Origin of the sequence: Agreia bicolorata, from assembly GCF_000938265.1 — a bacterium.
Lineage (GTDB): Bacteria > Actinomycetota > Actinomycetes > Actinomycetales > Microbacteriaceae > Agreia > Agreia bicolorata.
Genome location: NZ_JYFC01000002.1, coordinates 624618 through 651589, shown reverse-complemented (window position 1 = coordinate 651589; position 26972 = coordinate 624618). Strand labels below are relative to the sequence as shown.

The following is a 26972-nucleotide window of genomic DNA, read 5'->3' as shown; positions in this document are numbered from 1 at the left end:
AGAAACCTCGAGAGAAGGGGGTGGGATTCCGCCCGAATCCGGGCAGCCTCCCAGGCTACTCTCGAGTCGTGCGTGTGCGCAACGCTCGGCGAGCAGATCAGCGCACTCGCACCGAAAGACAGGTCACGCACGCCTCGAGCTTCTCGAACTCCGAGATGTCGACGGCGATCACTCGATAGCCCAGGCTCTCGATGAGCTGCGCCGACTCGGGAGCGGCTGACGACATCAGCACCGTGTCGTCGGAGAGAATGACGACGTGCGCGCCCGCCTCTTCCGGCACGGCGAGAAAGCGGTCGAAGATCTTGGGATCGTCGACGATCGGCGGATATCCGATGACCGTGCCGTCGGGAAGCGCCGTGACCGCGCTCTTCAGGTGCAGCACTTTCGAGATCGGCACGGCGATCACGGTGTATCCCAGGGGGCTCAGAATGTGCCGGAGCTGTCTGATTCCCTCGGCGTTCGTGCGGCCACCGCGCCCCACATACACACGCTTCTCGATCTTCAGCACGTCTCCGCCGTCGAGAGTGCCGGGCTGAACGATGCGCGTCACATCGAGCCCGAGCGATCGAACGCTCTTCTCCACGCCGTCGATCTCAGCGACACGGGTCGGAGCGCCCGGACTCGCCAGCACGGCAAGTCGACCGAACATCACAACGGAATCCTCGACGAAGACGGAGTCGGCCAGCCCGTCGGCACGCTCGACCTCGACGGGCTTCCACCCCGCACCGATCAGAGCGGCGACATACGATTCCCACTGCTCGTCGGCGAGTGCCGAGTCGACCTCGGCGCGCTCGAGGTGCGTCACGATGCCCTCCGCGAGATTATCGGATGGCCGCCGCACCAGAACTGTTCCGGAAACAGTGCGCGGCGGCACCTCCGAATGGCTGAGCGCCGAGTACACCCGACGCCCCAGCGTGGCCGTGGCCACCGTGGCCGTGAGAACGAAGATGAGATTGATGTTGCCGAGGGTGCTGAGAACGTAGGCGATGACGCGGCCATCGAGTGCGTTTCCCTGCACCAGGGTCTGGATGCCCGTGCCCACGACAGCCGCGATGACCCCCGATACCAGACCGGCGATGGCGGCCGTATACCAGCGCGCCAGTCGGGTGACCATGGTGAAGACGAAGACGAGCAGCAGGAGCATCACCGTCGCCGGCACAAAGAAGTTGTTGATCTGCAGCAGCACGATCGACTGCGGATCATTACCGACGAAGAACGACAGCATCGTGGCGAGGTGCGTGATCGCAGCGACCAGCAGCGCCGCAACAGCGGACGCGATCAATGGTCTCGGGCGGAGGAAATGCATGGGTGCGACCTTACTTCGGGTTTCTGTGCGCACGACGGGCGTTGCTAGTGGAAGAAGTGGCGCTCACCTGTGAAGTACATGGTGACTCCCGCAGCCTGGGCTGCCTCGATCACCTCTGCGTCACGAACCGATCCGCCAGGCTGAACAACCGCTGTCACACCCGCGTCGATGAGCACCTGCAGTCCGTCTGCAAAGGGGAAAAAGGCATCGGATGCTGCGACGGATCCAGCGGCACGGTCGCCCGCCCGCGTCACGGCCAGATGGCAGGAGTCGACCCGGTTGACCTGGCCCATTCCGACACCGACGGATGCGCCGTCGGACGCAAGCAGGATCGCGTTGGACTTGACCGAGCGGCACGCCTTCCAGGCGAATTCGAGATCGGCCAGGGTGGCGTCGTCGACGTGCTTGCCGGCCACCCGCTGCCACTTCACCGAGCTGAACCCGTCGAACCCGTCGGGCTTCTGGGCGAGGAAACCTCCGCTGATCTGGCGGATCTCCGTCTCATCGCGGTGGAACCCTGCCGGAAGCTTCAACAGTCGGAGGTTCTTCTTGATCTGCAGAATCTCCAGCGCCTCGGGCTCGAAGTCCGGGGCTACGAGAACCTCGGTGAAGATCTCGGCGACGCCCTCGGCCATGGCGCGCGTCACCGTGCGGTTCGCCGCGATCACGCCGCCGAAGGCCGACACGGGGTCGCACGCGTGGGCCCGGGCGTGCGCGCCCGCGATCGCATCCTCGTCGGTCGGCTGCGCCACGGCGATGCCGCACGGGTTGGCGTGCTTGATGATGGCCACGGCGGGTTCTGCGAAGTCGAAAGCAGCACGCACGGCGGCATCGGCATCGACGTAGTTGTTGTACGACATCTCCTTGCCGTGCAGCTGGGTCGCCTGAGCGATGCCCTGCCCGTTGTCGCGAACGTACAGGGCGGCGGGCTGGTGCGAGTTCTCCCCGTAACGCAGGGTCGCCGACCGGGTGCCCTCGATCGTCACCGCGTCGCCGAGGCCGGCCGTCTCGGCGGCCACGCCATCCGTCGCCGTGTCGGCAAACCACGCGGCCACGGCCGTGTCGTAGGCGGCCGTGTGGGCGAACGCCTCAGCGGCGAGGGCTCGACGGCTCTCGAGCGTGGTGCCGGCGGGCAGCGACTCGATGATGCCGGCATAGCTCGACGGCGAGACGGCGATCGCGACGTTGGCGTGGTTCTTGGCCGACGCACGCACGAGCGCCGGTCCCCCGATGTCGATCTGCTCGATCACGGCGGAGCCCTCTGCTCCCGATGCAACGGTCTCGCGGAACGGGTAGAGGTTCACCACAACGAGCTGGAACGCACGGATGCCGAGCTCGTCGAGCTGAGCCTTGTGCGACTCGAGCCGGAGGTCTGCAAGAATGCCGGCGTGCACAGCCGGGTGCAGCGTCTTGACACGACCGTCGAGCGACTCTGGAAAGCCGGTGACCTGGCTCACCTCGGTGACGGCGAAGCCCGCGTCGGCGATGGTCTGGGCGGTCGAACCGGTCGACACGATCTCGACTCCCACGTCGGCGAGGGCCGCGGCGAGCTCGAGGAGCCCTGTCTTGTCGCTCACCGAGATCAGTGCCCGCTCGATGCGCACGACATCGCGGTGGGTGTAGAGGTTCGGATCGTGGATTGGACCGCTCATGCTGTGGCTAGCTCCCTGAGGTTGACTCTGCTGTTCGCGATGTCGAGCACGGCCTGGGTGAGGAGGCGCCGCTCGATCGTCTTGATTCGTTCGTGAAGTTCGGATTCGGTGTCGCCGGGCTCGATCGCCACGGCCTCCTGCACGATCACAGGGCCGGTGTCGACACCCTCGTCGACGATGTGCACGGTGACTCCGGTCTGCGCGACTCCCGCGGCCAGTGCATCGCGCACGGCGTGGGCGCCGGGAAAGGCGGGAAGCAAGGCGGGATGCGTGTTGATCAGCTGCGGAGACAGGGCCGCCACGACGCGCGGCGGCAGGATGCGCATGAACCCGGCGCAGACGACGAGGTCGGGGTTCCACACCTGGATCTGCTCAAGCAGTTCGTCTCCCCAGGCCGCACGCGACTCGAACGAGGTCGGTGGCACCGTGAAGGTGGGGATTCCGAACTCCTCGGCGTGGGCGAGGCCTGCAGCGTCATTGTCTGCCCCGACGGCCACGATCCGGGCCGGAAACTCGGCGTCGGACTGCGCGTCGAGGAGGGCGCGGAGGTTGGACCCTCCGCCGGAGATGAGTACGACCAGCGACAGCACCGTCACAGTTTATTGGTATCCGACTCCGAGCCCGCGCGGCCGAGGCCAGCGAGACGTTCGTCAGTGCCGCCGTCGACCCCGTAGGCCCCCGAAGACCGGGAGAACAGACGTCGGGTGAGGCCTACGGTGAGTCCGAGCACGGCGCTGGGAGCGAGCTCGAGCGCCGACCACAGCCAGACGGCCGCCGGATCAGGGCCGATGTCAACGAGCCTTCCGGGGCCCGCGGCTCCTCCCGACCAGATAGCGAGCAGGGCAAGCAAGCTGGCACCGACGACACCGACTCCAAGGCCAGACAGCACGAGAACCACGGGCGACGCCGCAGCGCCCGCGGTCGTGAGCCGAGGCTTCAGCAGAACGCCCACCACGAAGCCGATGATGACGGGAACCACGATCACCGCGTAGCCGAGGGCAGGCGCCCCCTGCGGCAGGGCCCCGAGAATCGGCAGCGCGGGGATCAGACCCACCTGCGTTCCGAGCGGTGACACGATGCTGCCCGAGCCGAGGGTGAACCCGGGGCCGAGCAACCACGAGGTGGCCCAGATGACCATGTTCGGCACGATCGAGAGTTGACCGACGGTCAGAGCGATGCCCCCCACGAGCTGCGATTGGAGGGACTCGTACAGCGAGATGATTTGACCGTAGTGCCCGAGAATGAGCACGAAGACCACGATCCCGCCGACCGCCACGAGACCGGCGACAGCCATGGCACCGCCGCGGGCCGCGAGCGACAGCACGGTCGCCAGAGGCGCCGGCGTGCGGTCGACGATCTCACGAAGGCTACGGGCGAGGATGTCGACGGCCTGGCCCGCGGGATCGGCCGCGGCTGAGAAATCGGAACGGGAGAACAGGCTCGTCGCCATGCCGATCGCGTAGATGGCCGCCGGGAAGACCAATGCCTGTATGACCGACGGCCGGGCGCTGTCGGAGCCGGCCCCGACGGCGACCAGCCATCCGATCGCCGCAACGGTCAGAACGCCCACGGCCGAGCCGAGCAGGCGATGCTCCGAGTCGGCGAGCCGCCGGCCAGACCTCCACCCGAGCAGAACCGTCAGCACGGCCACACCCAACGGGGCGAAGCCGATATCGAAGGGCACGCCAGCGCCCTGCAGGGCAAGTTGCAGCGCGAGAGTCGGATCGATCGTGACGAGCAGATCGACGCCGTTGCCGAGCAGCCAGAAGTTGGCCGCGACTCTCCAGAACGCGCCGTAGTCGACGGCGAGCTCGAACTGGGTGAGCCAGAGGACGGTCAGGGGAATCAGGAGGATTCCAAGGCCGAGGGCCCCGACGAGGAGTGCGTCGAGGAACGCGAGGAATGCGGTAAATGGTCGATTCATGCCGTGCCGAGCGTACCCCCTGTCGGCTGAGTCGACGCCTCACCCCGCCGCTCTAGTGAAGGACTGCCTTCAACACGACGATGACAAGTCCGAAGAGCGCCGTTCCTATGCTGCCGAGCAGTCTCACAGGCCACGGGCTGCCTCGGTCGGCGAAGGCCATCCACCCGAGAATGCCCAGCACCACCATGCCCACGAGGAGCGCAACGAAATACCCCACGGTCTCGTCGAGCACGCCCGTTGCTCCGAGGATGAGGAAGACCAGTGGCACGACCGAGGCGTACAGCAGACCCTTCGAGTGATGCACGCCGTCGCGGAATGCCTGACCGATGCCGATGATTCGGCCGCCGCGCACGCCGTGGTTCGCCACAGCGGTCGCGAAGACATGGGCCGCCCAGAACACGAGCATCGTCACGATCGTGACCACGAAGACGTCGAAGTCGTCATCGTCGCTTTCAGCGACCGCGATCACCGCGGAACTCATGATGGTTCCGTAGATCAGCTCGGGCGTCACCAGCGCGTGCCGGATGCGATGCCATCGGCTCAGCTGTGCCATCGGCTGCTCGGCGGGGTCGGCCCCCAGCGATTCGGACATCGATACCCCTCCTCCCGGGCCACAAGAACGGCGGGCATCCTCATCTTAGAGAAGAGGATGCCCGCCGCCGGTCGTGCTCGAGATCAGAGCGCCGCGTAGACCTCGCGCAACAGCGCAGCGGTTTCGCTCGGCGTCTTGCCGACGCGCACCCCGGCGGCCTCGAGGGCCTCCTTCTTGGCCTGCGCGGTTCCCGCGCTGCCGGAGACGATGGCGCCGGCGTGGCCCATCGTCTTGCCCTCGGGCGCGGTGAATCCGGCGACGTAGCCCACGACAGGCTTCGTCACGTTGGCCTTGATGAACTCTGCGGCGCGTTCCTCGGCGTCTCCGCCGATCTCGCCGATCATCACGATCGCCTTCGTCTCGGGGTCTGCCTCGAATGCCGCGAGTGCATCGATGTGCGTGGTGCCGATGATGGGGTCTCCGCCGATGCCGATGGCCGTCGAGAAGCCGAGGTCGCGCAACTCGAACATCATCTGGTACGTCAGCGTGCCCGACTTCGAGACGAGGCCGATCGGGCCCTTGCCCGTAATGTTGGCAGGGGTGATGCCGACCAGCGACTCGCCGGGCGTGATGATGCCGGGGCAGTTCGGACCGATGATGCGGGTCTTGTTGCCCTTCTGCTTGGCGTAGGCCCAGGCCTCCGCCGCGTCACCGACGGGAATGCCTTCGGTGATGACGACCAGCAGCGGGATCTCCGCGTCGATCGCCTCGATGATGGCGTCTTTCGCGAAGGCCGGCGGAACGAAGGCGATCGACACGTCGGCGCCCGTGGTGGAGATGGCCTCGGCCACCGTGCCGAAGACGGGCAGTTCGAGTTCGCCGTGGGTGACGGTCGTTCCCGCCTTGCGCGCGTTCACGCCGCCCACGATCTTCGTGCCGGCGGCCAGCATGAGGGCGGTGTGCTTGGTGCCCTCACCTCCGGTGATGCCCTGCACGATGACCTTGGAGTCCTTGTTGAGGAAAATCGACATTCTTGTTGTGGTCCTTACTTCGTCGCGAGGAAATCGTCAGAGGGAGGCGAGCTCGGCGGCCTTGTCGGCGCCCTCGTCCATGGTGGTCGCCAGTGTGACGAGCGGGTGGTTGGCTGCGGCGAGGATCGCGCGGCCTTCGTCGACCTTGTTGCCGTCGAGGCGGACCACGAGCGGCTTGGTCGCGGAGTCGCCGAGAACCTCGAGGGCGCCGAGAATTCCATTGGCCACGGCGTCGCACGCGGTGATTCCGCCGAAGACGTTGACGAAGACGCTCTTGACCTGCTCGTCGCCGAGGATCACGTCGAGGCCCGCGGCCATGACAGCGGCCGATGCTCCGCCGCCGATGTCGAGGAAGTTGGCCGGCTTCACGCCGTTGTACTTCTCGCCCGCGTAGGAGACGACATCGAGGGTCGACATCACGAGGCCGGCACCGTTGCCGATGACTCCCACCTCGCCGTCGAGCTTCACGTAGTTGAGGTCGGCCGCCTTCGCCTTGGCCTCGAGCGGGTCTGCCGCATCCTTGTCTTCGAGAGCCTCGTGGTTCGGGTGACGGAATCCGGCGTTCTCGTCGAGAGTCACCTTGCCATCGAGGGCGATGATGTCGCCCTCCTCGGTGAGAACGAGCGGGTTGACCTCGACGAGCGTCGCGTCCTCACCCTTGTAGACCTCCCAGAGCTTCACGAAGACCGGGGCGACCTTGTCGACGAGCTCCGCGGGGAACTTCGCGGCCACGGCGATGGACTTGGCCGTCTCCAGGTCGATGCCGGCGATGGGATCGACCTCGATGCGCGCGAGCGCTTCCGGGCGCTCGACGGCGAGCTGCTCGATCTCCATTCCGCCCTCGTAGCTGGTCAGCGACAGGTACGAGCGGTTGGCCCGGTCGAGGAGCACGGAGAAGTAGAACTCCTCGGCGATGCGCGCACCGCCCGCGACCATGACGCGCTTCACCACGTGGCCCTTGATGTCGAGGCCGAGAATCGACTCGGCTGCCTCGAACGCCGCCTGGGGGTCCTTCGCGACCTTGACGCCGCCGGCCTTTCCGCGGCCTCCGACCTTGACCTGCGCCTTGACGACGGTCACGCCACCGAGCTTCTCGGCCGCGGCACGCACCTCATCGGGTGTGTCCGCGACGATACCCGGAAGGACCGGAACCCCATAGCTTTCAAACAGGTCTCGTGCCTGGTATTCGAACAGATCCACGCTCATCCAATCCGCTTAGGTCTCAGCCGAGCACGGGGGTTGGTGCTCGGCTCGAAGAGTACTCCTGCGAGTCACGGCCGACAGATTTGCTGCTCCGCCGCAGACTTTCGCCGTCTGCCACCTTACCGCCCGAAGAAGAGGGCCACATGCGAGTCACAGGATGCCTCGTCCTCCACAATCCCGCAAGCGAGACCGCATTCCACGGAGGGCGGTCCAGGGCCCCACTGCTCTGGCCCGGTCCGAGAGGGTGATCGGCATGACACAACCACGCCGGCGGTCCGCCGCCATACTCACCGCACTCACCACCGTCGCGACGACCCTCGGTCTTCTCCTCGCGGGAGCTCCTCCTGCCACCGCCGCCATATCCACCGGGCACGGGGTGGGCCATCTCTCCGAGAACGGCGTCTCATGGATCGGCTCATACCGACTCGACGACGGCTCACTCGTGTTCTGCCTCGAGGTAGGCAAGAAGGCTCCCACCGGGCACGACTACCAGTTCGTCGATGGGGCTGCCCTCGGCCGCTTCGCCACAGACGATCTCGCTCGCCTGGCATACATCTCTCGCACCGCTGCGCCCTCCGCCGATCCCACCGAAGCCGCAGCCGGTCAGCTCGCGACCTGGAGAATCGCCGGGCTCGACGGCCGAAGCCCCGAGTACTACGCGCAACGAGCGGGCGCCTCAGGGCAGGCGGTGCTCGACAGGAGCAGCCAGCTTCTTGCGGCGGCAGACGCACCGTCGGGCGCATCGCGAGGGGTCATGGCTTCGGTCGCGCTGACACCCGCCGACGACGACGGGCGCATGACCGTCACCAGCGGTCTGACCGTCGACTTTCTGTCGACCGGACCTACAGCGCTGGCACCCAACAGCCACTCGGGCACGATGAGCCTGTCCGGAGCCGTCTTCGACGATGGAAAGGCCGAACGCACGATATCGAATGGCGAGACCCTGTCCATCACGACAACGGGAACCGACCCGACTTCTACGGTCGTCGCCTCGGTGCGCTACAACGACCTCCCCTACGGTTCCGCGTTCACTGCAGGCCACGCCGGCGACGACGTGCAGCAGGTGCTCGTCGCCCGTCCAGGCTCCGCCTCGGGCAGCGCGACAGTCACGTCCACTGTTCCCTCGACCAAGAGCTTCCAGCCCATCGTGGCGACGAAGACCAGCGCGGCCACGGCCGGCGCAGGCGAGGCGATCAGCGACGAGCTCACCGTGTCGGCGCTGGTCGACGAGACACGTGGCGATCTGCTGCCCGGCTGGGGTCTCTACCGGCCGTCGACGCCCCCGGCCGCCGGCGCCGTTCCGGCCGTCGACGAGAACGGCATGCTTCCTATTCCGGTTGTGGTCGAGAGTTCGCTCCTCGGCCCGTTCAGCGATCCCATCGCACCCGCCGCAGAGCCGCCGACAGGGGCACCGGTCGTCTGCACCGTCGAAGTGCGCATCGAGACCGGGCCGGGAACCTATCGAACGCCCGAGTGCATTCTTCCCGGCAGCGGCTACTTCGTATGGGTCGAGCGCATCAGCCCCTCCCGGACTCCGGTCGAACAGGGCGGCACGCGAATCCTGCCGTGGCAATCGGCCTTCGGCACGGCAAGCGAGGTCACGTTCGTCGCCCCACCGCCCGCGCCTGAGGTTCCGCCCGCTCCAGTGGCGCCGGCAGTGGCACCCGTTCTCGCCGACACCGGCGCCGCCGGAACCGGCACCCTGGCGCTGGCGTCAGGCGCCGCGCTGACTCTGGGAACTCTCCTGGGCATCGGGGTACTGTTGCGTCGTCGGCTGACGACCCGCCTTATGCAGCCGGCAACAGACTGAGCCGTCGGGGTTCCTCTCCGGTCCCGCGCCGCATCCAATGCCTTGGTCAGAGAGGAACCCCGTGGCCGACCCCCTTTCGAGCGCAACAGAGTCGGGCAGCCTGGGCATCCGCGACATCGCCGCCGAGTCGGTGCTGGTCGGCGCCGCGGGTCGCGCCATTCTGCTGCAACTCGCCAATCCGGCAGTGGGGCGCGGGGTTGCTGAGCACAGCGACTTCGCCGCACGTCCACTCGATCGGCTCGCCCGCACCCTCGAGTACGTCTACACGGTCGTCTACGGCACCTCTGCCCAGGTCGACGCGGTGGTTCGTTCGGTCTCACGTGCACACGGACCGGTGCGCGGGGCAGCGGATGCGGTCGGCCCGTCGTACTCCGCCTTCGACCCCCGATTGCAACTGTGGGTAGCGGCAACTCTCTATGACTCGGCGATAGACATGCACGAACGCGTATACGGGGCGCTCGACGATGCGTCTGCCGAACGGATCTATCAGGACTACGCGGTACTCGGAACCGCGCTTCAGGTTCCCCGAGAAATGTGGCCCGCAGACAGAGCCGCCTTCCGTGCCTACTTCTCACACGAACTCGAGACGCTGCAGACCGACGAGACGATAAGACGGGTTGCGGCTGCCCTCCTTCACCCGGCCGCGGCGCCACTGTGGCTCACAGCCGCCATGCCCTTAGCTCGACTCGTGACCGCAGGACTTCTACCCGCGTCGATTCGGCAGGCGTTCCAGTTGCCGTGGTCGCCCGCCCGACGACGCTTCTTCGGCTGCATCATGGCGATCACTCGCGCCGTGTACCCCCGCCTGCCGCGTGCACTGCGGCATCTGCCCCGCGACCAGGCCCTGAGGTCGGTGTCGAAATAAGCAGCCAAGCCGCGGGTCGACGCTGGGTTTTGTCGATCTGAATCTTCTCGAGCTGGCCTTTCTAGATCAGACCTTCTCGATCGGCGCGATCTTGATCAGCAGCTTCTTGGCGCCGGCGCTCTCGAACATCACGTGTGCCACGCGCTTCGTTCCTTCACCTGTGACCTGGTTCACCCGGCCCTCACCGAAATCGCTGTGCCGGATGCGGTCACCGGCGGCCAGCTCGAGGTCGCCGTTGTCCCGCACCTTGTTGGTGATCGTGTTGGCCCACTCTGCTTTCGGACGCGGCGGAAGAGCAGGGAAGTCGCTCGAGCCTTGAGAGCCGGTCGACCCCCACCCCTGCCGCGACGAGCGATTCGCGTTGAGTGCGCGCGGCTGAGTGCCGCCGCGCGACGTGGCCATGCCGGGAGACTGCACCCACTCGATCAGCTCGGCCGGGATCTCCTGCAGATATCTGCTGGGCATCGCCACCGCGGTCTCGCCGTATTGGGCGCGGGTCATGGCCAGCGACAGATAGAGGCGCTTGCGCGCGCGGGTGATGCCCACGTAGAACAGGCGACGCTCTTCTGCCGGCCCGCCCGGCTCATTCGCCGACATACGGTGTGGAAGCAGATCTTCTTCGATGCCGGTGAGGAACACGGCCTCGAATTCGAGCCCCTTGGCCGTGTGCAACGTCATCAGCGACACGGTTCCGCTGGAGTCGTCGAGGTCGTCGACCGCAGCGACCAGTGACACCTCGGTGAGAAAGTCGATGAGCCCGCCGTCGGGGTTGTTCTTGCCGAACTCCTTCGTGACCGCCAGAAGTTCTTCGACGTTCTCGGCCCGCGCCTCGTCTTGCGGGTCACGCTTGGCACGCAGCGCCGTGAGGTAGCCGCTCTTCTCGAGCAGAAGGGCAAGAACATCGAACACGGGGGCGGGGCCCTGTTCACGCTCGGGATCGATGAGTTCGGATGCCTCGTCGAGCAGCCCCGCCAACTGCAGGATCGCCGACGTGACCTTGGGCCCCAGGCCAAGGGAGCCCGCCTGGCGCATGGCCTCACGATAGGTGATCTCGTTGGCCTCGGCGAAACTCGCAAGCTGGGTTTCTGTCGCGGGGCCGATTCCCCGCTTCGGGCTGTTCAGGATGCGCCGGAGCGCCAGCGCATCCTGCGGGTTGGCGACGGAGATCAGATAGGCCATCACGTCTTTGATCTCGGCGCGCTCATAGAACTTCGTGCCGCCGAGCACCCGATACGGCAGAGCCGACCTGATGAAGATCTCTTCGAGCGCACGCGTCTGCGCATTCGTGCGGTAGAAGACGGCGATGTCTTTGTAGGCGGTTCCTGCGTCGTGCAGCTTGGCGATCTCGTCTGCCACGAACTGAGCCTCGTCGTGGCCCGAATAGCCCGTATAGCCGAGGATTCTGTCGCCGTCACCGATCGCAGTCCACAGTTTTTTGTCTTTGCGATCGAAGTTGTTCGAGATCACGGCGTTGGCCGCCGAGAGAATGTTCTGGGTCGAGCGGTAGTTCTGTTCGAGAAGAACCACCTTGGCGCCCGGGTAGTCGCGCTCGAACTCGACGATGTTGCGGATGTCGGCCCCACGGAACGCGTAGATCGACTGATCGGAGTCGCCGACCACCGTGAGTGAGGCGCCCGCGACGGGCGGCTGTCCGGGGTCGACCGACCCGGGCGACAGGGTGAGCTCGCGGATGAGGGAGTACTGCGCGTGGTTCGTGTCTTGATACTCGTCGACGAGGATGTGCCGGAACCGACGCCGATATTGCTCGGCCACCTGAGGGAAAGCGCGGAACAGGAACACGGTCTGGCTGATCAGGTCGTCGAAGTCGAAGGCATTCGCCGCCTGCAGACTGCGCGTGTACTGGCGGAAGATCTCGACGAAGAGGGCCTCTTGCGGGTCGGCGAAATTCGCCGTGCGCGCGTAGCTCTCGACGTCGGCGAGTTCGTTCTTGAGCTTCGAGATCTTGGCGGAGACCGAGCCGACGGTGAACCCGAAGGTGTCGGCCTGAAGCTCCTTGATGATGCGCTTGATGAGCACACGACTGTCGGCCGAGTCGTAGATGGTGAAACTTTTGGTGAAGCCGAAATTCTCGGCCTCTCTGCGCAGAATTCGAACGCACGCCGAGTGGAAGGTCGAGATCCACATGCCCTGAGAGGCCTGGCCCAGCAACTGTTCTACGCGCTCGCGCATCTCGGCGGCGGCCTTGTTCGTGAAGGTGATCGCCAGAATCTGGCTCGGCCACGCTTCGCGGCTCTCGATCAGGCTCGCCACGCGATGGGTGAGTACGCGGGTCTTGCCCGAGCCTGCACCGGCGACGATGAGAAGGGCGGGACCGCGGTATTCGACGGCCTCACGCTGCTCGGGATTGAGGCCGTCGAGCAGGTCGCTGTGCGCGGCCCCCTGCCCCTGACCGTCGAGAATGACGGGCTTCAGGCCGGCGGTGCCGGAATCGGTCGAGGGAAGGTCGAAGAGGCTTGTCATGTCGGCTCCAGTTTAAGCCGAACCTCCGACAGTTCCCCGCGACACAGACGATCGGAACACGGCATCTCGGGCGGCGATCGCAAGATCTGCCTGATCGGCGAACACCCCGTCGATGCCCGTGGCGAGAATCAGCGCGTAGTCGCTCTGCCACTCTCCGAAGGCCGACGGGTCGTCGCCTCGCCGAAAGGGGCGGTCGAGAAAGCGGTTCTCCGGACGCAGGGTCCAGCAGTAGATCTCGAGGCCAGCGGCGTGCGCGTCATCGACCAGCGTCGACGACGCCGTTTTCGAGTCCGGATCAGACCGGGGCAGAATCAAGCGCCTGTCGACGCTGATGCCCTCGAGGTCGCGCCGCAGCATCCGAAGACCGTCGCGAGTGAGGAACGAAGCATAGCTGTCTGCCGCTGCACCGAAGCGGGCGACCAGGTCGGGCGGCGAGCCGGCCGCCTCGAGCAGAAAAACATTCTTCGACCGGATGCCTCGGCTCCTCAGCTGATCGAGCACCGTCTTTTCGAACGACTCGACGATGAGACGGCCGTCACCGGAGTTCCACCCCGCGCTCGTCAATTCGGCTGCGACCAACTCGTCGAGGGGGAGGCCGATGGACTCGAAATATGCCGCGTGCTTGATCTCCGCGACGAGCCCGACCGGCCTGCCCGTCTCTTCGCGGGCGCGATCGAGGAGTTCCAGCAGCTCCGACAGGCGCATGATCGGTGCCTGCAGATCGAACGAGGCGCTGGACTGTCGGATCTTCGGCAGACGCTCGCGAGCACGCAGCGTCGACAGTTCCGCCCAGGTGAAGTCCTCGGTGAACCAGCCGTTCTGCCGTGCGCCGTCTATGGTCTTGGTCGTGCGGCGCGATGCGAATTCGGCGCGCGACGCGACGTCCGTGGTTCCGGAGATCTCGTTCTCGTGCCTCAGCACGAGAATTCCGTCTCTGGATGCGACGATGTCGGGTTCGACGGCATCGGCACCGAGTGCGATGGCCAGTTCGTATGACGAGCGGGTGTGCTCGGGGCGGTACCCCGGGGCACCTCGATGTCCGATGACGAGAGGCAGACGGGGTGCGGTCACGCCACCACGGTAGCCGGGATCGGCTCCGCCCTGCGCGAAAACCCTGCGAAATGGCCTCATTCTCGGGCATGGTCCCGTGTCGACCCGGTAGATTTGAACTCCGTCCACCTACGTACAAGAGGAACTCATGCCGTCGGCGAACCCCGCGTTCACACGCAACCCTGTCTTCAACGGAAAGGGTGCGGCCGATGCTGCGCCCACGATGTCGAGCACACAGCTGCAAGATCTCTACGAGCGCCCGTCTGCCACACCGGCCGACACATCGCGCATGACCTATGACGACGCGATCGTCAAGACCGCGCTGCTGTTTGCCGTGCTCCTGGCCGGCGCCGTCGTCGGCTGGATCGTGCCCGGCCTGTTCATCATCGGCGCCCTCGTAGGCCTCGTGCTCGGACTCGTCAACTCCTTCAAGCGCGAGCCGTCGCCGGCGCTGATCATTGCTTACGCCGCGGCAGAAGGGCTCTTCGTCGGAGGCATCTCGGCATTCTTCGAGACCAAGTACGAGGGCATCGTCGTGCAGGCCGTGCTCGCCACGCTTGCCGTCTTCGGTACCACCCTGGCGCTCTTCGCCAACGGCAAGATCCGCGCGTCCAAGCGGGCCACCAAGATCTTCCTGATCGCCATGGTCGGCTACGCGGTCTTCTCGCTGCTCAACTTCGTGCTCATGATCGCCGGCGTCTTCCCCGCCGACAACGTGTTCGGCCTGCGCTCCGGCATCTTCGGCATCATCATCGGCGTGCTCGCCGTGATCATGGCGGCGTACTCGCTGGTGCTCGACTTCGACTTCGTGCAGCGCGGTGTCAAGACCGGCGCCCCGCGCAAGTACGGCTGGTCGGCAGCCTTCGGCCTCACCGTCACGCTCGTGTGGCTCTACGTCGAGCTGCTTCGCCTCATCGCGATCTTCCGCAACTAGCTTTTCGAAGCAGCGTGTCGACAGACGACAACGGCGGGGCCGTCCTTCGGGGCGGCCCCGCCGTCGTTGTTCCCCGTCGCGGCGATACTCGCATCCCGGGTCTCGATGCGGCGCGAGGTCTGGCCATCCTCGGCATGCTGGCGGCCCACACTCTGCCCGGTGACGGAAATGCCTTCTACGACGGCCGCAGCTCGATCCTGTTTGCCACGCTCGCCGGAATCTCGCTCGGTCTGATGACCGGCGGCGCGCATCCGGTCGACCGCACCGCGACCGCAGGGGCTTCGCGGGCACGCGCCCGGCTCTCGATCGCCATCCGGGCCCTTCTGCTCATCGCCCTGGGCCTCTGCCTGTGGTTGCTCGAGACGAACATCGCGATCATTCTCGATTCGTACGGCTTTCTGTTCCTGGTGTGTGTGCCGCTGCTGTTCCTGAACCGCTGGGCCCTGGCCGCCACGGCCGTCGTGTGCGCCCTCATCGGCCCTGCCGTGGTCGACGCGCTCGTCGCCGCCACCTCATGGGATGGCGCAGTGCCGGTAGCCGACGACAACCCGCTGGCGATTCCCCTCTCCTGGCTCGACTCCTACTACCCCGCACCGGTGTGGCTGGCCTATGTGCTCGCCGGCCTCGCGCTCGCACGATTCGGCGTCACGAAACCTCGTGTGCACCTGGTGATGATCGTCGGAGGTGTCACCGTGGCCGCGCTCGGATACGGGCTGTCCAGCGCCTTCGGCGAGCCCGTTGTAGCGCATACCGACACGACGACGGAGGCGATCTCCTCCGGGGCGCTCGCCATCGCGGTGATCGGGCTGCTCGTTGCGTGCGTCGGACGCGTCAGGGGAGCTGTCGGCCGCAGGCTCCTGTGGCCTCTGATCGCGGCGGGAGCGATGCCTCTCAGTATCTACACGGCACAGGTTCTCGCCATCGCCGCGGTAGAGGCTCTGCACCCGGACGCGCCCGACGACGCATTCTCATGGATGCTGTTCCTCTGCCTCGCGGCCGGTTCGCTCGTGTTCTCAGTCGTGTGGCGACTGCGTTTCACGCAGGGGCCGCTCGAATGGCTCTTCGCACGCCTGACGCTGCGCCGACCGTGGAGGACTCCACGTGGCGCAGCGAGCTCGGGTCAGCTGAGCCCGAGCGTTACTCCCACTCGATAGTTCCCGGCGGCTTGCTCGTGACGTCGAGCACAACGCGGTTGACGCCGGCCACCTCGTTGGTGATGCGGTTCGAGATGCGAGCCAGCAGGTCGTAAGGCAAGCGGGTCCAGTCGGCGGTCATCGCGTCCTCACTCGAGACGGGGCGCAACACGATCGGGTGGCCATAGGTACGGCCGTCGCCCTGAACGCCGACCGAGCGCACGTCGGCCAGAAGCACGACCGGGCACTGCCAGATCTCGTCGTCGAGGCCCGCCGCGGTGAGCTCGGCGCGCACGATGGCGTCGGCCTGACGAAGCAGTTCGAGCCGCTCCCACGTGACCTCGCCGACGATACGGATGCCGAGGCCGGGTCCGGGGAACGGCTGGCGCCCCACAATGGCCTCGGGCAGCCCGAGCTCACGGCCGATGGCGCGCACCTCGTCTTTGAACAGGGCGCGCAGCGGCTCGACGAGTTCGAACTGCAGGTCTTCGGGAAGGCCTCCGACGTTGTGGTGGCTCTTGATGTTGGCCGTGCCCGTTCCGCCGCCCGACTCGACGACGTCGGGGTAGAGGGTGCCCTGCACCAGGAACTTGACGGGCTCGCCATCGGTCGCAGCGGCCTCGAGCACGAGCGCCTCGGCGGCGGCCTCGAAGCTGCGGATGAACTCCCGGCCGATGATCTTGCGCTTCTGCTCGGGGTCGGTGACGCCCGCGAGGGCATCCATGAACTGCTCGCGAGCATCGATGGTGATGAGCCGCACGCCGGTCGACGCGACGTAGTCGATCTCGACCTGCTCGCGCTCGCCTTGGCGCAGCAGACCGTGGTCGACGAACACGCAGGTCAGCTGGTCACCGACCGCCTGGTGAACGATCGCGCCGGCCACCGATGAGTCGACACCGCCGGAGAGCGCGCAGATGACTTTGCCATCGCCGACCTGCTCCCGGATCAGGGCGACCTGATCGGTGATGACGTTGCTGCTGGTCCAGTCGGCGGGAATGCCGGCCGTGTCGTGCAGGAAGTTCTCGAGCACACGCTGTCCGAACTCCGAATGCTTGACCTCGGGGTGCCACTGCACCCCGTACATGCGTCGTTCCTTCGACCCGAAGGCCGCGACGGGCGTCGACGAGGTGCTGGCGAGAACCTCGAAGCCCTCGGGCGCCTTCGACACCGAATCGCCGTGGCTCATCCAGACGGTCTGCGAGTCGGGCTGGCCGGCAAGGAGCGATCCGCCCTCACCGGTGACCGTCATGTCGGTGGACCCGTACTCGCGGAGTCCGGTATTGGCCACCTCGCCCCCGAGCGCGCGGGCCATCACCTGGAATCCGTAGCAGATGCCGAAGACGGGGATGCCGAGGTCGAAGATCGCGGGGTCGAGCTCGGGCGAGCCGGGCTCGTACACGCTCGACGGGCCTCCCGACAGCACGATGCCCACGGGAGACTTTGCGGCGACCTCCTCGGCCGTGATCGACGACGGGACGACCTCCGAGTAGACGCTGGCCTCGCGCACCCGACGGGCGATGAGCTGGGCGTACTGCGCGCCGAAGTCGACGACGAGGACAGGCCGAGACTGGCTGTCGGGGCTGGGCGTGCTAATGGGTGACCTCCACGGGGGCGGATGCGGACAGCTCGGCCTCACGGCCGGCCAGGTACGTCTTCACTTCGCGGGCGATTCTGACCTCGAGGAAGAAGGAAAGCAGCGGCACGATGCCGCCGAGAGCGATGAGCACGAACTTCCAGAAGGGCCAGCGCATGCGGCTCCATAGCTGGAAGTCGGCGAACAGATAGAGAACGTAGAACCACCCGTGGGCGATGAGGATGCCGGTCGACAGGTTGACGGCCGTGACAGTGCCTGCGGGCACCAGGGCGAGGAACCCCTGCGGGCCGCCCAACTCGAGCTCCACGCCGAACGCCGGAACGTACTTGAGCACGACCTCGAGGCAGAGAAGCAGCAGCATCACGCCCGTGATGATGGACGAAACCCGGTAGAGCTTGACCGCGCTTCGAATACGCGGAAAATCGCGGGGTTTGGGTTCGAGAGCCATACGTCTAGTGTATTCCGTGCTCGACGAGGCTCCGGTCGTCGAGGTCGCGTTCGGCCTCCTCGAGTTCCTCCATCTCGCGCTCCCATGCGTCGCGGGCAAGGCGATACCAGAGGAACACCGCGAAGCCCGCGAAGATCACCCATTCCACCGCGTAGAAGATATTGAGCCAGTTGAGTTCGACCGAGCGGTCCGGCTCAGGCGCGGCGATGAGGTCGAGCCCGTCTGGAGCCGCACTCGAAATAACGTACCCGCCATAGACATCCGTTGAATCGGTCAACGCCGTCCAGATGTTGACCAGGGCCGCTGGACTCATGGTCGTGATGTCGTAGTCGCCGCCCTTCGCTTTCTGGGCGTCGTCGATATTGGGCGCGTCAGGGTCGATGTAGCGACCCTCGACCGCCACAGGGTCGGATGCGCGGGGCTGGGCTGCCAACCGGTCGCGTACGGCGACGGCCGACTCACGATCCGGCGCCCAGCCGAGCGCGACGGCGAGCGCGGGGGTGCCCGGCTCGTCGACCGAGAGATGGGCGATCACCCAGTAGCCCGGCCGATCTCCGTTCAACCTGTCGGCCAAGATGCTGTAGTCGGCAGGCTCGAGGATGCCCCGCGTCTGCACCTTCTGCGCAGCTTCGACGGCAAGCACGGGCTGCTGCGGGGAAGCGACCTCCGATAAAGGTTTCACGGTCTCGGTGGGCCGGTCATCGACCTGGCCGCTCGAGACGGCGCGTTCGAGTTGCCACTGGCCGAGTCCGGCGAAGATGGCTGCGATGGCCAGGGCGAGCACGAGGGCGGCGATCCATCTCGGTCGCCGCATAACGCTGAACAGAGTCAATATTCACTGTCTCTCTCGCGGGTGTCGCGATCACTGTGCCCGAGGCCATCCGACTGTCGCATGGCCTGCTCGATGAGGGCGTCGACGTCGCCTGTTACTGGTTCCTGCGGAGCAGCCTGGGCGCGCGGCGTCGTATCGAGCGTGGGCTCCGATTCGTCGTCTGCTCTGGGCAATGACGTGTCTTGCCCGGCCGTGGCCGCGGCGACGAGGGCGATCTCCTCGTCGAGCATCGGGTCACGGGTCCTCTGCACGCTCCTCGCCTTCGCCGCAGCCGACCTGGGGCGCAGAATCAACGACGAGATCTTTTCGGAATTCGCGGCGAGGATCGGTCCCATGATCGCCATGATCAGAACATAGAGTCCCGCGAACGGCTGGATGCGTTCATCGAGTCCCGCAGACAGCGACAGCGTCGCGAGAATGAGGGCGAACTCGCCCCTGTTCTGCAGGATCACGCTCGCGTTGATTCCGGCACGAGGACCGAGCTTGTTCAACCACGCGACGAACTGCCCGGCTCCCGCGTTCAAGACCACGGTCATCAGCACGGCTCCGAGAACGGGCAGGATCACGGGCGCGAACTTCGTGGGGTCGAGGCCAAGGCCGAAGTTGAGAAAGAAGAAGGCGCCGAAGACGTCGCGCAACGGAATCGCGATGTGCTCGATGCGGTTACGGTAGCGGGTCGCGCCCAGCACGAGGCCGATCAGGAACGCGCCGATCGCATCCGTGACACCGAGGATCTCGCCGATGCCGCCGAACATGATCGCCAGGCCGAAGAACAGAATTGTGAAGAGTTCGTCGTCTTTGGTGCGGAACAGGCGCGACACGAAGCGCCCGCCCCACCGGGCCACCGTGAACATCACGATGAGGAACAGGAAGGCGATGCCGAGCTTGCCCACAACAGGCCAGATCTCGGTCTCTCCCGACAGCACGACCGACACGATCGCCAGGTAGATGGCGATGAAGATGTCTTCGACGACGGTGACGCCGAGGATCATCGGCGTCTCGGGGTTCGCCAGACGTTTGAGCTCGATGAGCAGTTTCGTGACGATGGCGCTCGAACTCGTGGCCGTGATGCCCGCGACGATGAGCGCCTCACGTGTTCCCCAGCCGAGCATGAACCCGAACGCGAACCCCGCCCCCATGTTGAGCGCGATGTACGAGCCGCCGGAGATGATCAGCTTTCCGGCGTTCGAGAAGAACTCGTCTTGATCGAACTCGAGGCCCAGGTTGAACAGCAGCAGCACGAGGCCGAACACGGCCATGAGCTCGATGTACTCGGTGTGAACGAACTCGAGCGGGAAGAGATGGAAGTTGGGGCTCGCCAGAAGTCCGACAGCCATGTAGATCGGAATCGCGGGCAGACCGATGCTCTTGCCGAGCCGGCCGAGAACATAGGCGATGAGGAATAGGGCGCCCAGAATGAGGAGATCGGGCCCGAAGTGCATCGCCTAGCGCCCGGGAGAGCCGTCGGCGGTGCCGCTCTTGGAGTGCATCTCGCCCGTGCGGAAGAAATTGAACGCCTTCGCGACCTTCTCGGGCGACCCGGCGACCACGAGGGTGTCGCCCGGGAAGACCTTGAAGTCGGGGGCGGGCGCGGGGTTCGCCGACTCACCCCGTACGACGGCGACGACCGTGAGGCCGACGATGTCGCGCTCAGCCGTGTTGCCCAGCGGCTGCCCCGCGATGTGGTCTTCGTAGTCGACCGTGAACCAGTCGATGCTGAGGCCGGGAATCTGGTCGAGGGCCGTGAGCGACTCGGTGATCTGCGTGCCGCCGAGAAGCTCGGCAAGAGTACGTGCCTCGTCTTCGCTGAGCCGAAGCGAGACTTTGGCCGCGTCAGAGGTGTTGTCTTCGTCGGAGAACGTGATCAAGTCGCTGTGGCCCGAGCGGTGGGCGATGACGCCGACCTTGCCGCCGTCTGCCGTGACGAAGGTGTGCAGCACACCCACGCCCGGAAGTTTTACCCGTCGGACATCGACCATGACTGAACTCCTCGGGTAACTTGACGGCGGGCGGAAGATCCCAGTCTACCGGCGCGACGGATGAAGACGTCCGTTGCCTGAGCTTGTCTAGGCGTTCCCCGAGCTTGTCGAAGGGGCTACGCCTACGCAGCGATGTCCGGCGCCTCGAGCCGGATGCGATCGGCCGACTCGTCGTCTGGCTGCTCCTGGCTCGCACGCTCCGCAGCAACCCGGCGAAGATAGTTGGCGACCTCGCGTTCGATGCGCGCCTCGTCCCAGCCGAGCACCCCGGCCATCAGTCGGGCTGCGACCGGCGCCGCGGAGACGCCCCTGTCCCACGCCTCGATCGAGATGCGAGTCCGACGCGCGAGCACGTCTTCGAGGTGCAGCGCGCCCTCGTGACTCGCCGCGTACACGACCTCGGCAGCGAGGTAGTCGTCGGCTCCCGGAAGCGGCTCGGCAAGCTCGGGGTTCGACGAGATGAGGTCGAGCAGTTCGTCGGTCAGCGTTCCGAAGCGGTTGAGCAGATGCTCGATGCGCACCGTGTGCACACCGAACTTGCGGGCGATCTTGCTGCGCTTGTTCCACGCCGCCTGGTAGCCCTCTGCGCCGAGCAGAGCGATGTCTTCTGTGACGCTGCCGGCGATCTTGCCGTCGAGCGCCGAGACCGCCGCGTCGATGGCGTCTTTGGCCATGACCCGGTAGGTGGTCCACTTGCCGCCCGCGATCACGACGAGGCCGGGCACCGAGTGCGCGACCAGATGCTCACGAGACAACTTGGAGGTCTGGTCGCTCTCTCCGGCCAGCAGCGGACGAAGGCCCGCGTAGACTCCCTCGACGTCGTCGCGCGTGAGGGGCACATTCAGAACCGTGTTCACGTGCTCGAGCACGTAGTCGATGTCGGCCGCAGTGGCGGCAGGGTGGGCCTTGTCGAGGTGCCAGTCGGTATCGGTCGTTCCTACAAGCCAGTGCCGGCCCCACGGAATGACGAAGAGCACGCTCTTCTCGGTGCGCAGAAGAAGTCCCATTGAGGACTGGAATCGATCGCGTGGAACGACAAGGTGAATACCCTTCGACGCCCGCACCTTGAACTGTCCGCGTTCTCCGACCATCGCCTGGGTGTCGTCCGTCCAGACGCCCGTGGCGTTGACGACCTGCTTCGCGCGGATGTCGAACTTCTCGCCGGTCTGCAGGTCGTGGGCGTGAACGCCGACGACCCGCTGGCCCACCTTGATGAATCCTTCTACGCGAACACGGCTCGCCGCATGGGCGCCATAGAACGACGCGGTGCGCACGACGCTAGCGCCGTAGCGCGCATCGTCGACCTGCGCGTCGTAGTACGTGATGCCGCCGATGAGTGCGTCATGGGCCATGCTCGGGATGGCTCGCTGCACCTGGCCGCGAGTCAGATGCCGGTGGCGGGGTACGCCGGGCGGACGGCCTCCGGTGTAAGAAAAGAGATCGTACAGCACCATGCCGGCGCCGATGTAGAAGCGGTCGATGAATCGGCGCTTGAGCGGAATGAGAAAGCGAACGGGCTTGACGAGGTGCGGTGCGATGCGCTGCAGCAGGAGCCCGCGCTCGATCAGGGCCTCGCGAACGAGACTGAAGTTGAGCTGCTCGAGGTAGCGCACGCCGCCGTGAACCAGCTTCGAGGAGCGCGAACTCGTTCCGCTCGACCAGTCGCGAGCCTCGACGATTCCGACGCGGAGTCCGCGGGTCGCCGCGTCGAGTGCGGAGCCGGCGCCGACGATGCCACCACCCACGACCAGGATGTCGAGTTCTTTGCTCTTCAGCGCCTCGATTGCGGCTTCACGCTCTTCGGGGCCTAGCTTCGCAGACCTGGACACACTGTTCGCTTCAGCCATTTTCAGGCCTCCTCGCCTCAAGAGAATCGGTGGCCTCAGTTTACCCGGGGCGGATGGCTAGTGGGCGAGATACGGAGCGACCACGACGTCGATGCGCTGGAACTCCTTGAGGTCGGAGTATCCCGTGGTGGCCATCGAGCGGCGAAGAGCACCCATGAGGTTCGCCGTTCCATCTGCCACCGGCGACGGCCCATTGAGGATCTCCTCCAGCGGTGCTACCTGACCGACGTGAACGCGGTTTCCACGCGGAAGCTGGGTGTGGTGAGCCTCGCTGCCCCAGTGGTATCCACCACCGGGTGCGTCGGTGGCCCGGGCCAGCGCGGTGCCCAGCATCACGGCGTCTGCGCCGACCGAGATGGCCTTCACGATGTCGCCCGACGTGCCGAGGCCACCGTCGGCGATCACGTGCACGTAACGGCCTCCGGACTCGTCCATGTAGTCGCGGCGCGCTCCGGCGACATCGGCGACAGCCGTGGCCATCGGGGCATGGATGCCGAGGGTCGTGCGGGTGGTCGACGCGGCTCCCCCGCCGAAACCGACGAGCACGCCGGCCGCGCCCGTGCGCATGAGGTGCAGGGCGGCCGTGTAGGTCGCGGCGCCTCCGACGATGACCGGAACGTCGAGCTCGTAGATGAACTTCTTGAGGTTCAGCGGCTCGGTGCTCTTGGAGACGTGCTCGGCCGAGACGGTGGTGCCTCGAATCACGAACAGGTCGACGCCGGCGGCGACGACCGTCTCGTACAGCTCCTGTGTGCGCTGCGGCGACAGAGCCGCGGCCACGGTGACGCCTGCGGCGCGGATCTCGGCGAGTCGGGCCGTGACGAGTTCGGGCTTGATCGGCTCGGCGTAGATCTCTCGCATGCGCGCCGTCGCCGACGCAGCATCGATCGTGCGAATCTCCTCGAGGATCGGCTCCGGGTTCTCGTAGCGCGTCCAGACGCCCTCGAGGTCGAGAACGCCGAGTCCACCGAGCTGTCCCATGCGGATGGCCGTGGCCGGTGAGACCACAGAGTCCATGGGCGCCGCCAGCACGGGCATGTCGAAGTGATAGGCGTCGATCGTCCAGTTGATCGACACATCCTGCGGGTCGCGGGTGCGCCTCGAGGGCACCACCGCGATGTCGTCGAATGCGTAGACGCGACGGCCCCGCTTGTTGCGGCCGATTTCGATTTCCATACTCACCCGACAACCCTACCGGTCGAGCGAGAGGCTACCTGCGGTAGTTCGGCGCCTCGACGACCATCTGCACATCGTGGGGGTGCGACTCCTTCAGGCCTGCCGCGGTGATGCGCACGAAACGGCCCTTCTCCTTGAGCTCGGCGATCGTGCGGGCACCCGTGTAGAACATCGACTGACGCAGACCACCGGCGAGCTGGTAGGCCACGCTGGCGAGAGGGCCGCGGTAGGGAACCTGACCTTCGATGCCCTCGGCGATGAGCTTGTCGTCGCTCGGCACATCGGACTGGAAGTAGCGGTCTTTGGAGTACGACGTCTTCTCTCCGCGGGTCTGCAGCGCGCCGAGCGAACCCATGCCTCTGTAGTTCTTGTACTGCTTGCCGTTGACGAACACAAGATCGCCGGGGCTCTCGTCGCATCCGGCGAGCAACGAGCCGAGCATTACGGTGTCGGCGCCGGCGACCAGAGCCTTCGCGATGTCACCCGAGTACTGAAGGCCGCCGTCGGCGATCACCGGGATGCCGTGCGGCTTTGCCGCGAGCGACGCCTCGTAGACGGCCGTCACCTGGGGCACGCCCACACCGGCGACGACGCGGGTCGTGCAGATGGACCCGGGACCGACACCGACCTTGATCGCGTCGGCACCGGCATCCACCAACGCCTGGGCGCCCGAACGGGTCGCCACGTTGCCACCGATGATGTCGACGGCCTCGAACGCGCTGTCGCGCTTCAGTCGACGGATGATGTCGAGCACGCCCGCGCTGTCGCCGTTGGCGGTGTCGACCACGATCACGTCGACGCCCGCTTCGAGCAGGCTCGTGGCTCGCTGCCACGCGTCACCGAAGAATCCGATGGCAGCACCGACGCGCAGGCGTCCGGCCGAGTCCTTTGTGGCGAAGGGGTACTTCTCACTCTTGTCGAAGTCCTTCACTGTGATGAGACCGGTGAGCCGGCCCTGCTCATCGACGATGGGCAGCTTCTCGATCTTGTGCTGGGCGAAGATGGCGATCGCATCGTCGGGGTCGATGCCCTGGCGACCGGTAATGAGGGGCGCTTTGGTCATCACGTCGCGCACGAGCGTGGTGGCCTTCTCGAACGGCGAGACGAAGCGCATGTCGCGATTCGTGATGATGCCCACCAGAACACCGGCCTGGTCGACGACCGGCAGACCGGAAACGCGGAAGTGGCCACAGAGCGCATCGACCTCTGCGACGGTGGCGTCGGCGGTTGTGGTGACAGGATCGGTGACCATGCCCGACTCGCTGCGCTTGACGAGGTCGACCTGGCTCGCCTGATCGGCGATCGACAGATTGCGGTGCAGGATGCCGAGGCCACCCTGTCGGGCCATGGCGACAGCCATGCGCGACTCGGTGACCGTGTCCATAGCGGCACTCAGAAGAGGGGTGGAGACTTCGATGCGACGCGTCAACCTCGATGAGGTGTCGGCCTCGCTCGGAATGACGTCTGTGTGGCCCGGTAGGAGCATCACATCGTCATACGTCAATCCGATAAAACCAAAGGGATCCGCCTGGTCCAAATGACACCTCGCCTCGTAGAAAAAATCTCTCCTGTTCAGAGTAACGGTTAGGCGCCCGCGTTATTCCGGTGTAAGAAAGTACCTGCGCGCCCCAGGCTTTCTTCAATGTCGAAACATGGAGGCAACAATGGGGCGCTATGTTCTAGCAACGTCGCTCGACCATAGATAACGGAGCCCGGTTACATCCGAGGCTTCCCACAGGAGGTGCACTCTTGCTCGCTGGTATAAGACCCGGGCAGTCGGCTCGATTGATCGCGATGCTTATCGCGTCGGTCGTTCTCTGTCTATCCGCCGTCCTCGGAGGATCCGCCCTCGGCGCGTCAGCCGCTGAGACGACCGCTTCCACGTCCACCGCAACCGAGCAATCGATCCTGGTCTGGGTGCGCACCGACGCAGACAAAGTCGGTGTGCCGAACGTTTCGATCACGGTCGACGGCGAGGGTGGCGCTGAGACGGGCGTCACCGGCGCAGACGGCAAGGCCGTCATCCCCGTGAGCGAACCCGGCAAGTACACCGTCACGATCGACGAAGACGCGCTTCCCGCCGAGACCGGTTACCCGCGTCCATCGACGAACCCGACCGAGGTCGAGGTGTTCGCCGGCAACACAGAGGTGCCCGCCATCTTCTTCCTGTCGCCTGACAACGCGAAGGGTGCCGTCGCCGCTCCCACCGACGAGTCGACGGCAACACCCACGCCCGGCACAACCGACGAGGCGGGAACGACCACCACGACCGCACCGGTCACGGTCGACACCTTCTGGCTGAGGTTCTGGCCGCAACTGGTCACGGGTCTCATCTTCGGCCTGCTCATCGCCCTCGCCGCGATCGGCGCATCCCTTATTTACGGAACGACAGGACTCAACAACTTCGCCCACGGCGAGCTGGTGACCTTCGGTGCGCTGATGGCCTACCTCTTCTCTGGAATCATCGGGCTGCCGGCCGTCATCGCGATCCCTATCGCGATGATTCTCGGCGGGCTGTTCGGCTGGGCACAGGATGCCGGTATCTGGCGCCCTCTCCGTAAACGCGGCCTCGGCCTGATCCCGATGATGATCGTCACCATCGGCCTCTCGCTTGCTCTGCGGTACGTCTTCGTTCTTCTCTTCGGACCAGACCGGCTCACGCTTCCCAACAGCACCAAGCCGTTCCTCGTCATCGGCTCGGTCAGCCTGAAGTTCACCGACGTCGCGGGCGCTGTCATCGCGATCATCGTCATCCTCGGCGTCGCCCTGGTGCTCACGAAGACCAAGATCGGCAAGGCCATGCGCGCCGTATCCGACAACCGGGCCCTGGCCTCGGCATCCGGCATCAACGTCGAGCGGGTCATCCGCGTCGTCTGGGTCGGCTCAGGTGCACTTGCCGCACTCGCCGGCGTGTACGTGGGCTACTACCAGTCGCTCCGGTGGGACACCGGGGCGTCGATCCTGCTGCTCATCTTCGCGGCGATCACCCTCGGCGGTCTCGGCTCGGCCTATGGCGCACTCGTCGGAGCGGTCATCATCGGCCTCATCATGAACCTGTCGACGCTGTGGATTCCGGAGAATCTCAAGTTCGTCGCCCCGCTCGTGCTCATGATCATCATTCTGCTCGTCCGGCCCCAGGGCATCCTGGGCCGTAAAGAGCGCGTCGGCTAGGGAA

Annotated in this window: 22 protein-coding genes; 5 read left to right on the top strand and 17 right to left on the bottom strand. The window is 65.9% G+C overall.

Features of this window, described 5'->3' with window-relative positions; genetic code table 11:
• Window positions 1-97: 97 nt before the first annotated feature.
• The 7 genes from ddaH to sucC all read right to left on the bottom strand — a co-directional run bounded on the left by ddaH (window position 98) and on the right by sucC (window position 7645).
• Entirely contained in the window at window positions 98-1306 is a 1209-nt protein-coding gene (gene ddaH / locus TZ00_RS20485) for a dimethylargininase (protein ID WP_044440095.1), read from the bottom strand.
• 44 nt (window positions 1307-1350) lie between these two features.
• Complete coding sequence (gene purH / locus TZ00_RS06540; protein ID WP_044440094.1) at window positions 1351-2958, bottom strand: bifunctional phosphoribosylaminoimidazolecarboxamide formyltransferase/IMP cyclohydrolase; 1608 nt, start codon at window positions 2956-2958, stop codon at window positions 1351-1353.
• Window positions 2955-3548, bottom strand: coding sequence for a phosphoribosylglycinamide formyltransferase (purN, locus tag TZ00_RS06535; RefSeq protein ID WP_044440456.1), 594 nt, complete (start codon window positions 3546-3548; stop codon window positions 2955-2957). The genes purH and purN overlap by 4 nt, the downstream gene beginning before the upstream one ends.
• 2 nt (window positions 3549-3550) lie before the next feature.
• Window positions 3551-4882 carry a cell division protein PerM gene (locus TZ00_RS06530; RefSeq protein WP_052521350.1) on the bottom strand — a complete coding sequence of 444 codons (1332 nt, stop codon included), beginning with the start codon at window positions 4880-4882 and terminating at the stop codon, window positions 3551-3553.
• A gap of 52 nt (window positions 4883-4934) precedes the next feature.
• Window positions 4935-5474 (bottom strand): hypothetical protein, encoded by a 540-nt coding sequence (locus tag TZ00_RS06525; protein ID WP_052521349.1) that lies wholly within the window; start codon window positions 5472-5474, stop codon window positions 4935-4937.
• 83 nt (window positions 5475-5557) lie between these two features.
• Complete coding sequence (gene sucD / locus TZ00_RS06520) at window positions 5558-6445, bottom strand: succinate--CoA ligase subunit alpha (protein ID WP_044440093.1); 888 nt, start codon at window positions 6443-6445, stop codon at window positions 5558-5560.
• Between the two features lie 36 nt (window positions 6446-6481).
• A complete protein-coding gene (gene sucC, locus TZ00_RS06515; protein ID WP_044440453.1) occupies window positions 6482-7645 on the bottom strand; it encodes an ADP-forming succinate--CoA ligase subunit beta in 1164 nt (387 codons plus the stop codon).
• 256 nt (window positions 7646-7901) lie between these two features.
• On the opposite strand from sucC, the gene TZ00_RS06510 reads away from it, so the two are divergent.
• Window positions 7902-9458, top strand: a complete 1557-nt coding sequence (locus TZ00_RS06510) for a hypothetical protein (RefSeq protein ID WP_152631099.1) — start codon at window positions 7902-7904, stop codon at window positions 9456-9458.
• 61 nt (window positions 9459-9519) lie between these two features.
• Window positions 9520-10323, top strand: coding sequence for an oxygenase MpaB family protein (locus tag TZ00_RS06505; protein ID WP_238579599.1), 804 nt, complete (start codon window positions 9520-9522; stop codon window positions 10321-10323).
• Between the two features lie 66 nt (window positions 10324-10389).
• Here TZ00_RS06505 and TZ00_RS06500 read toward each other — a convergent pair whose 3' ends face one another.
• Window positions 10390-12804 carry an ATP-dependent helicase gene (locus TZ00_RS06500; protein ID WP_044440092.1) on the bottom strand — a complete coding sequence of 805 codons (2415 nt, stop codon included), beginning with the start codon at window positions 12802-12804 and terminating at the stop codon, window positions 10390-10392.
• A gap of 12 nt (window positions 12805-12816) precedes the next feature.
• A complete protein-coding gene (locus TZ00_RS06495; protein ID WP_044440450.1) occupies window positions 12817-13875 on the bottom strand; it encodes a glycerophosphodiester phosphodiesterase family protein in 1059 nt (352 codons plus the stop codon).
• Between the two features lie 127 nt (window positions 13876-14002).
• Here TZ00_RS06495 and TZ00_RS06490 point away from each other — a divergent pair, with 127 nt between their 5' ends.
• Entirely contained in the window at window positions 14003-14788 is a 786-nt protein-coding gene (locus tag TZ00_RS06490; protein WP_044440090.1) for a Bax inhibitor-1/YccA family protein, read from the top strand.
• Window positions 14789-14802: 14 nt separating this feature from the next.
• Window positions 14803-15942 (top strand): DUF418 domain-containing protein, encoded by a 1140-nt coding sequence (locus tag TZ00_RS06485; RefSeq protein ID WP_052521347.1) that lies wholly within the window; start codon window positions 14803-14805, stop codon window positions 15940-15942.
• Here the strand turns inward: TZ00_RS06485 and guaA are convergent.
• The 8 genes from guaA to guaB form a co-directional block, all read right to left on the bottom strand.
• Window positions 15926-17515 (bottom strand): glutamine-hydrolyzing GMP synthase, encoded by a 1590-nt coding sequence (gene guaA / locus TZ00_RS06480; protein WP_044440447.1) that lies wholly within the window; start codon window positions 17513-17515, stop codon window positions 15926-15928. The genes TZ00_RS06485 and guaA overlap by 17 nt on opposite strands.
• A complete protein-coding gene (locus tag TZ00_RS06475) occupies window positions 17511-17963 on the bottom strand; it encodes a DUF3817 domain-containing protein (protein ID WP_044440088.1) in 453 nt (150 codons plus the stop codon). Before TZ00_RS06475 ends, guaA begins: the two co-directional genes overlap by 5 nt.
• Before the next feature lie 4 nt (window positions 17964-17967).
• Entirely contained in the window at window positions 17968-18795 is an 828-nt protein-coding gene (locus TZ00_RS06470; RefSeq protein WP_152631098.1) for an SURF1 family cytochrome oxidase biogenesis protein, read from the bottom strand.
• Entirely contained in the window at window positions 18792-20237 is a 1446-nt protein-coding gene (locus tag TZ00_RS06465) for a cation:proton antiporter (RefSeq protein ID WP_044440085.1), read from the bottom strand. The genes TZ00_RS06470 and TZ00_RS06465 overlap by 4 nt, the downstream gene beginning before the upstream one ends.
• Before the next feature lie 3 nt (window positions 20238-20240).
• Window positions 20241-20774 carry a cation:proton antiporter regulatory subunit gene (locus TZ00_RS06460; RefSeq protein WP_044440084.1) on the bottom strand — a complete coding sequence of 178 codons (534 nt, stop codon included), beginning with the start codon at window positions 20772-20774 and terminating at the stop codon, window positions 20241-20243.
• A gap of 122 nt (window positions 20775-20896) precedes the next feature.
• A complete protein-coding gene (locus TZ00_RS06455) occupies window positions 20897-22621 on the bottom strand; it encodes a glycerol-3-phosphate dehydrogenase/oxidase (RefSeq protein WP_044440082.1) in 1725 nt (574 codons plus the stop codon).
• A 57-nt stretch (window positions 22622-22678) separates the two neighbouring features.
• The gene (locus TZ00_RS06450; RefSeq protein WP_044440080.1) at window positions 22679-23797 is read right to left on the bottom strand and encodes a GuaB3 family IMP dehydrogenase-related protein; all 1119 of its coding nucleotides are present in this window, start codon (window positions 23795-23797) and stop codon (window positions 22679-22681) included.
• A gap of 34 nt (window positions 23798-23831) precedes the next feature.
• Window positions 23832-25334 carry an IMP dehydrogenase gene (gene guaB, locus TZ00_RS06445; RefSeq protein ID WP_044440078.1) on the bottom strand — a complete coding sequence of 501 codons (1503 nt, stop codon included), beginning with the start codon at window positions 25332-25334 and terminating at the stop codon, window positions 23832-23834.
• Window positions 25335-25591: 257 nt separating this feature from the next.
• On the opposite strand from guaB, the gene TZ00_RS06440 reads away from it, so the two are divergent.
• Window positions 25592-26968, top strand: a complete 1377-nt coding sequence (locus TZ00_RS06440) for a branched-chain amino acid ABC transporter permease (RefSeq protein ID WP_084605941.1) — start codon at window positions 25592-25594, stop codon at window positions 26966-26968.
• The last annotated feature ends 4 nt before the right edge of the window (window positions 26969-26972 follow it).

Bases quoted from the DNA above. Each gene is read 5' to 3' on its own strand.
- TZ00_RS06490 (WP_044440090.1), top strand. From the start codon at position 14,003: ATGCCGTCGGCGAACCCCGCGTTCACACGCAACCCTGTCTTCAACGGA.
- TZ00_RS06455 (WP_044440082.1), bottom strand. From the start codon at position 22,621: ATGGCTGAAGCGAACAGTGTGTCCAGGTCTGCGAAGCTAGGCCCCGAA.
- TZ00_RS06500 (WP_044440092.1), bottom strand. From the start codon at position 12,804: ATGACAAGCCTCTTCGACCTTCCCTCGACCGATTCCGGCACCGCCGGC.
- TZ00_RS06475 (WP_044440088.1), bottom strand. From the start codon at position 17,963: ATGGCTCTCGAACCCAAACCCCGCGATTTTCCGCGTATTCGAAGCGCG.
- TZ00_RS06450 (WP_044440080.1), bottom strand. From the start codon at position 23,797: ATGGAAATCGAAATCGGCCGCAACAAGCGGGGCCGTCGCGTCTACGCA.
- TZ00_RS06530 (WP_052521350.1), bottom strand. From the start codon at position 4,882: ATGAATCGACCATTTACCGCATTCCTCGCGTTCCTCGACGCACTCCTC.
- TZ00_RS06440 (WP_084605941.1), top strand. From the start codon at position 25,592: ATGCTTATCGCGTCGGTCGTTCTCTGTCTATCCGCCGTCCTCGGAGGA.
- TZ00_RS06510 (WP_152631099.1), top strand. From the start codon at position 7,902: ATGACACAACCACGCCGGCGGTCCGCCGCCATACTCACCGCACTCACC.
- TZ00_RS06465 (WP_044440085.1), bottom strand. From the start codon at position 20,237: ATGCACTTCGGGCCCGATCTCCTCATTCTGGGCGCCCTATTCCTCATC.
- TZ00_RS06525 (WP_052521349.1), bottom strand. From the start codon at position 5,474: ATGTCCGAATCGCTGGGGGCCGACCCCGCCGAGCAGCCGATGGCACAG.
- purH (WP_044440094.1), bottom strand. From the start codon at position 2,958: ATGAGCGGTCCAATCCACGATCCGAACCTCTACACCCACCGCGATGTC.
- sucD (WP_044440093.1), bottom strand. From the start codon at position 6,445: ATGTCGATTTTCCTCAACAAGGACTCCAAGGTCATCGTGCAGGGCATC.
- ddaH (WP_044440095.1), bottom strand. From the start codon at position 1,306: ATGCATTTCCTCCGCCCGAGACCATTGATCGCGTCCGCTGTTGCGGCG.
- TZ00_RS06460 (WP_044440084.1), bottom strand. From the start codon at position 20,774: ATGGTCGATGTCCGACGGGTAAAACTTCCGGGCGTGGGTGTGCTGCAC.